The following is a 6,446-nucleotide window of genomic DNA, read 5'->3' as shown; positions in this document are numbered from 1 at the left end:
GCGAGGAGCTTATGATATCTTGCTCGTGGGGGTCAATGCACTACAAATCCCCCACGACGGAGGCGCGCGATGGGTCGGCTACCCGCGCTGTACTTGGGATTGTGGCCTGTGTTTGAAGACTACCGGGTGGGCATGGCAGAGGCCCTGGGATTGTCCCACATGATCGACGTACAGGCGTGGGCCGCAGAGGAAGACACGCGCCCGGAGTCCCTGCTGTTCGTTATGGCGGTGGGCCAAGCGCGGCTACAGGACCCCTTAGCCCTCCATGAACAGGAACGGGTGGAAGACCCGCGCAGCGGCGGGCTGGTCTTTCAGTTCTCCCGGATTCAGGCGGCGGAGGACGTGCGATCTTTCGCCCGGCGATACGGACTTTTGGGGCTGGACGACGCGTTCGAGACACCCAACGACGACCCGTTTCGTGCCCTGGAGGCCGAGTTCCGAAGGGATCGGTACTGGACCCCAGACGGGCAGTTGTCCCTTCACCGGGTCGAGGTCGTCAACCGCTGGTTGGACCGCGCCCGGTCGCTCAGGGATCTATTGCGGGAGGCAGCCCAGGGCCGGCCAGCTTACGAGTTGCGAGAACACCTCGAAGTGCAGGTCAATCCCGAGTTACTGGAGCTTCCTTCGGCCCCAGAGAACACCAGGCAATACCGCTTCGTCCTACGAACCTACAACCTCTTCTATGCTATCCAGTTTCTTGCTCTGGTAGAAATCGCCACGGGCAACCTGCGCCTGTGTGCGCGTTGCGGTCAGGTCTTCTCTGCGACCCGCGAACGAAGCGAATACTGCTCCGAGCGCTGCCGCAAGGCGGCAGAGGTGCAGCGTTACCGCAAGCGCCGGAAGGAGGCCGAAATGGCCGGGCAGCTTGAGGCCTAGCCTAGCCGCCGGTACCGGAGAGCAGGAGAACCAAGGCTTCAACGACGAAGATGAGCAAACACGACGAGGGGGGTCCCTATTCTGGTGGAGCACCGAGTACGAGTCGCCGTCTATGCTCGCGTGAGTAGCGATGAGCAGCGGGAACGTGACACCATCCACAACCAGATCGACTTCGCCCACCGCTACGCGGAGTTGCACGGCCTGGAGATCGTGGACGTTTACGCCGATGATGGGGTGACGGGCACCATTCCGCTGGCGCAACGACCACAGGGGCGCCGGCTGCTGGAGGACGCCCGCCGCAAGCGCTTCGACGTGGTGCTCGTGTACCGGCTCGACCGACTGGCCCGAAAGACCTTGTTGCTGTTGTCCATCTGTGAACAGCTGGAATCCATGGGCATTGGCGTCCGCTCCATGACGGAGACCTTCGACACCTCCACCCCCGCTGGACGGGCCATGCTCGGGATGCTCGCCACCTTTGCCGGCTACGAGCGGGACAGCCTGGTGGAGCGCACCGCCCTGGGCCGAGAGCGCAAGCTCCGGATGGGCCGCTACGCGGGGGGCGGAGTGCCCTTCGGCTACCGGGTGAGCGAGAGCGGAAGCTTCCAGATCGAGCCCCGGGAGGCGGAGGTGGTGCGCACCATCTTCCGCCTCTACGTGGAAGAGCACCGGGACGCCGAGGCCATCGCCGACTACCTGGCCGCGCACAACGTACCGGTCCGGGCCGACTACCTGGGGAGCCACCCCGGGCATCGTTCCGTCTGGCGGCCGACCGGGGTCATCCGCGTCCTGCAGAACCCCACCTACATGGGCAAGCGGATCTACCGCCACAATGGCACCGAGATCGTCCAGGAAGTCCCGGCCCTCATCGACGCGGAGACCTTCCGCAAGGCGGAGGAGCTGCGAGCAAAGAACCGCAAGGCCGCGCTGCGCAACACCAAGCGGCCGTACCTTCTGCGCGGCCTGGTCCGTTGCGGCCTCTGTGGGTTGCACTACGTCGGCCACTCGGCCAACGGCCTGGGCCAGCCCGACTACAAGGCCTACTACCAGTGCATGGGCACCAAGAACGTCAACCGCACGCTTCCGCAGCGCTGCGAGGGGAAGTCCGTACCGGCGGATCTCTTGGAAGGACTGGTCTGGGCCGACATCCGCCGCTTCGTCGAAAACCCCGGCGAGGTGCTGGAACGCCTGGAGGCGAAAGTCAAAGAGGCGCTGGCCCAGCAGCAGCCCGTCGAAGACGAACTCCAGGCCATCGAGCAGGCCGTCCAGGCCAAGCAGGCCGAGCGCCAGCGGGTCATCCACCTCTACCGGAAGGGCACCATCGGCGAGGAGGAGGCCGAACAGGAGCTGAAAGCCCTTGCCCGGGAGCTGGCCGAACTCGAACGTCAGAAGGAGGCCGTGCTAACCCGTGACCTGCGGCGCCAGCAGCTACAGAACCAAGTTGTCAACGCCCGAGTGCTCTTGGAGCAGCTACGGGATAGAGTGCAGGCGGCGACCTGGGAAGACAAGCGCCAACTCGTCGAGGCCCTGGTGGAAAACATTACTATAGACACCGTCTACGACGAGCAGGGGCATAAGACGGCCAAGGTGACCATCCGCTACCGGTTCGACGGTCAGCGCGGGAAGTTTTCGGATAGTGAATCGGGTGCGTTGGGCCCGAGCAGCCCGAACACCTCGCCGGGCCGCACCTCGAGGCTCACCCCGTCGACGGCCACGGTCCATTCGGCGCCCGAGTCGTGCGCTTGCTCGGCGGCCGTGGAGGGTGGAGCCGCAGGCTGCGCTTTGGCGTGGAGCATTTCCCGAAGCCGCCGCACGAGCCGCGGCTCGTGAGCCGTCCGGCGCCGGAAGCGCTTCACCAGATCCGTCGCTGATATGAGCGCGTCCCCCGACACCGCGCCGCCACCTCCCCGGGCAGGGCCCGCGTGGGGCACATCCTCGGACAACATTAATATAGCACCTTAACAACGTCAAGGTGCTATATTAATCTTTTCGGACTGCCCCGTCTCGGCGCTCGAGGGCCGAGAAGTCGTCGGGGCCGCCGACCTGGTTCGACGTCGGTTCCGTTCTGAACGGCACAGGGCGCATCGGTTCGTAGTCGTAGCGGTAGGGGGCTCGTCACCGGGCGGTTCCAGGGAGAGCCACCCATCACCGAAACGGCTGTTGCCGTGCCCACACTGGGTCGGTGGCGACCCACCCTCGGGCTTCGGTGCGGAGGCCAAACCGCGCACAAACGCCTCAAAGCGCTGGAAGTCTCGCTGCAATGAAGCCGCTACCTCGGGCAGTCCTTGAAGGAGCCTCCACAACCGTTCGCTATCGATCTGGTACTCGCGCGGTAACAAGGCAAGCGCAACCGTCGGTGCCGAAAAGGACGCCCTTGCGAGGAGGTCACGGACAGGGCCGCTCGTCGGCAGCCGGTTCCATGCCAGGATGCCGACAGTTGCCCCGAGGAACAACGCTGCGAGCGCCATGCCCGCCCCCGGACCGCGCTCCAGTTCGCCACCTGCCCGGCGGTTCCGGTGAGACGACTCTCAATGGCGGAGTCCCATCTGTACGGGTGCGCCGGCGGCACCCCATCTTCCCTGGCTTCCTTGCGCTTGGCCCCATTTCCGGCGCATTGGATGGGCATCACCAGCGGCCTCGCCGCGCTTGCCCGGCTAAACTGGCTCCGGTTATGATGAGGCCGCAGGCGCAAGGAAGCCGGGACGCTTTATACCCCTCAAAGGCCCTTCCCGGCTGGAGCAGCGGGTGAAGCCATGAGCGTGACGGCGCAGAAGCTGACCAGCGAGCAGTTCCTCAGGATGACGGCACCTGACGAGGTGGAAATGGAACTGAGCGAAGGGCAGATCGTGGTCATGACCAAGCCCGGTTACGTGCACCAGCGGGTTGTGCGGCGGCTGTCACGCCTTCTCGAGGACTTTTGTGAGCGAACCGGGTGGGGCGAGTTCGTGGTTGACATGCTGGTTCGCCTGTCGGAATACACCAGCCGCGCTCCAGATCTGAGCGGGGTCCGGCGAGAGAGGGCTTCGATCATTGGGGCAGACCGCCTCGAGCAACCGCCCGACATTGCCATCGAGGTGCACAGCCGCAACCGGGCAGAGGATCGAGGCCCCAAGTTCGAGCAGTACCGGGAGGCAGGCGTGGGCGCCTACTGGATGATCGACCCCGCCTCCCGATCGCTGGAGGCCTATCGCCTTCAGGACGGCGAGTACGTCCTGGTCTGGCACGGTCGAAACAGTGCCGTCTTCCGGCCCGAGGAACTTCCGGGTTTTGAACTCCCGCTTGAGCTTCTCTGGTAAGCCCCGGCTGGCTCAAAACGAGCGCCGAGCGGCGAGCGTCAACGACGCCGAAGAAGTCCGTGTGCCGTGCCTGGCGTTCGACTGCAAGGTGGTTTGGTTGGTCGCCGACGATGCCGAGGACAGCATGGGATCGATGGCCCAGCCGGCCACGTCCGCGCCCACGCCGCCGTACCGATAGGAGCGGGTCTGGAGAGTCGTCGTCCGCGTCCGGTTGGTGGGGGGCGAGGTGGTCTCGGTTTTGACCTGCAGTTCAGCGATCTGGTTGATGCCGGCCTGCAGACGCAGCCAGGAAGGGACTCGGGTGTCCACGCCGAGCCGAAGCGCAAGCCCGGACCGCGAGTTGGTCGTGATGTGGGCAGTCGTCTGCCCCATATCCTCGGTGGTCTCGGCACGGTTATACAGTTCGCCGCCGGCCGCAAGCGTGGTCGTGCCGCGCTCCCAGACCGGCGTGAAGGCGACGAAGTCTTCCCGGTAGCCGTACTTCCAGCGAACCGGGTCCGCAACGTCCAGTGTTTGGCGCCACACCTGGTGGTAATAGGCTGTCACGTAACCGTGGTCGCTCCAGGCAGGAGGGCGATCCGTTCGCGCCACCCGTTCGAGCGTCGTGCGGGTGCCGTGGTTGCTGACGGTACCGTCCGGGTTGTAGCGGACGTACGTCTGGAATCCAGGGTTGATGCCGAGCGCGATGGGCGCCTGCGCAGGCGGGGTATAGAGCACCCCCGCTTCAGGCCGGAATGCCTGCCACCGTTGACTCGTGTACGAGGCCTGCCCGCTGGGCGTATAGGTTTCGGTGAGCAGACCGTAGTTGAGAGAAAGGCCGGCCGCCAGGCTCGGGGTAGGCCGCTACCCGTACCCAAGCTTGATGGCGAAGTCGGTACTCGCCGTCTTGTTTCCCAGGGTCGTAGTCGAGCTGTTCAACCCCGTCGGGATCTGAACCCCGAGGCCGCTGCGGGAGGCGACCACGGGGTGCACATACCGGAGGCTCAGGCCAAGGTACCGGCTCCCCGAGGAGGTGGAGGACGTCAGGTTGCCGCCGGTGTCTAGTGCTCGCCGGTCCCCGCCGACAGGTTAGTTGCTGCGATGGCATCCAGCGAGTCTGCATCGGACTCGCTCAGGAACGCGGGGTTCCACAGCCAGTCCGAATCGATGGGCAGCCGGAAGTAGAAGTCGCCCATGTTGTAAGTGGCGCAGAAGTTCCGAGCAAGTCTGTTGCCGGCAGCCCCAAGCCATACAGCGACGGCCAACGCGACCACGAGCAACCGGAAGATCCCTCGTTCCAGACATCGCAGGCCTCCCCTGCCATTCGTATTACAGACTGCTGATATGAACGAGGCCGTCAACCCCCAGTGGTGATCCGCCGGTGGAGCCGGGCCGGGGATGTCGTCGACGGTTGGCACTCTGATATCCGCGGGTTGGCTACCGCATTTTACGCCATCCGTCTGGGAGCAGCCTCGAACTAGAAGCGCACGTATGGCCGCAGGGCCGTGTGCATAGCAGCTTCGAGGATTCCCCCACCGGTCCCCGGTTGGTCCCGCTCACCCGGCCGGCTGGATCCGTGTTGGAGTGGTGTAGCTCGGGGCTCTCTCCCCTCAGCCGCAAGGTCACGCAGCCGCGTGGGTGCGTTTGGCCTCCACGCAGCAGCCAATGGCCCAGGCAAACCCAAGCAACTCTCGTGCCACGGCGGTAGCGGCAACGGTCGACGGCTTTCCCCGGCTCAGCAAGCGCCAGTACTTGCGCTGCAGCCGTTCCTGCGCCTTGAGAGCCACTCGCAGGACGTCCGGATAGGCACCCTGCTGCCGGGCGCGCAACGGGGCCTTCACGGCTGGTCGGTGCCGGTACGCCCAGGCGGCCTCCCCCAGCACGAAGCGGACGTGACCATTGCCGGTCTTGGTGATCCCGCCTCGCCGCGTTTGCGCCCCGCTCGAGAACCCCCGGGGCACCAGGCCCGCGTACGCCATCAGTTCGGCGGCGCTTCCAAAGCGCGAGAACTCCCCGATCTCTGCGACCAGGCTCACCGCCGTCACCTCTTGGACCCCTTTGATCGCCTGCAGCGCCTGGATCACCCGAGCCTGCCGGCTCTCGGTGGCCATCGCATGGATCTCCCCCTTGAGCCGCTCGACCCGGCCCTGTAACTCATGAACCGCATGCAGGTACTCCTGGGAGGCCACCTGGGTGGCCCGATGCGGGAAGCTCAGCGTATCCAGCCAGCGCAGGAACATCCGGGACCACCGACGCGTACCCTGCGGCGCCTGCACACCGTGGCGCAGCAGGAAGCGG

6 protein-coding genes and 1 pseudogene are annotated in these 6,446 nt (G+C 65.4%); 4 read left to right on the top strand and 3 right to left on the bottom strand.

The window, feature by feature from the left end; all coding sequences use genetic code 11:
* The first annotated feature begins 69 nt into the window (after positions 1-69).
* From AB1609_13445 to AB1609_13435, 3 genes and pseudogenes are all read left to right on the top strand, one after another.
* Entirely contained in the window at positions 70-876 is an 807-nt protein-coding gene (locus AB1609_13445) for a hypothetical protein (GenBank protein ID MEW6047464.1), read from the top strand.
* A gap of 84 nt (positions 877-960) precedes the next feature.
* A pseudogene (locus tag AB1609_13440) lies at positions 961-2,013 on the top strand (recombinase family protein).
* A 1,613-nt stretch (positions 2,014-3,626) separates the two neighbouring features.
* Complete coding sequence (locus AB1609_13435) at positions 3,627-4,169, top strand: Uma2 family endonuclease (GenBank protein ID MEW6047463.1); 543 nt, start codon at positions 3,627-3,629, stop codon at positions 4,167-4,169.
* Between the two features lie 12 nt (positions 4,170-4,181).
* Here the strand turns inward: AB1609_13435 and AB1609_13430 are convergent, their stop codons facing one another.
* Entirely contained in the window at positions 4,182-4,886 is a 705-nt protein-coding gene (locus tag AB1609_13430) for a hypothetical protein (GenBank protein MEW6047462.1), read from the bottom strand.
* 88 nt (positions 4,887-4,974) lie between these two features.
* On the opposite strand from AB1609_13430, the gene AB1609_13425 reads away from it, so the two are divergent.
* Positions 4,975-5,103, top strand: coding sequence for a hypothetical protein (locus AB1609_13425; GenBank protein MEW6047461.1), 129 nt, complete (start codon positions 4,975-4,977; stop codon positions 5,101-5,103).
* 106 nt (positions 5,104-5,209) lie between these two features.
* Here the strand turns inward: AB1609_13425 and AB1609_13420 are convergent, their stop codons facing one another.
* Both AB1609_13420 and AB1609_13415 read right to left on the bottom strand, forming a co-directional pair.
* Positions 5,210-5,428, bottom strand: a complete 219-nt coding sequence (locus tag AB1609_13420) for a hypothetical protein (GenBank protein ID MEW6047460.1) — start codon at positions 5,426-5,428, stop codon at positions 5,210-5,212.
* Between the two features lie 342 nt (positions 5,429-5,770).
* A partial coding sequence (locus tag AB1609_13415; protein ID MEW6047459.1) for a transposase occupies positions 5,771-6,446 on the bottom strand: 676 nt, incomplete at its 5' end.

The organism is Bacillota bacterium, from assembly GCA_040754675.1.
Classification (GTDB): domain Bacteria; phylum Bacillota; class Limnochordia; order Limnochordales; family Geochordaceae; genus Geochorda.
This window is presented reverse-complemented; position numbering and strand designations above follow the sequence as displayed.

What these genes read in the sequence shown, in the direction of transcription:
- AB1609_13445 (MEW6047464.1), top strand. Translation starts at nt 70, where the DNA reads ATGGGTCGGCTACCCGCGCTGTACTTGGGATTGTGGCCTGTGTTTGAA.
- AB1609_13435 (MEW6047463.1), top strand. Translation starts at nt 3,627, where the DNA reads ATGAGCGTGACGGCGCAGAAGCTGACCAGCGAGCAGTTCCTCAGGATG.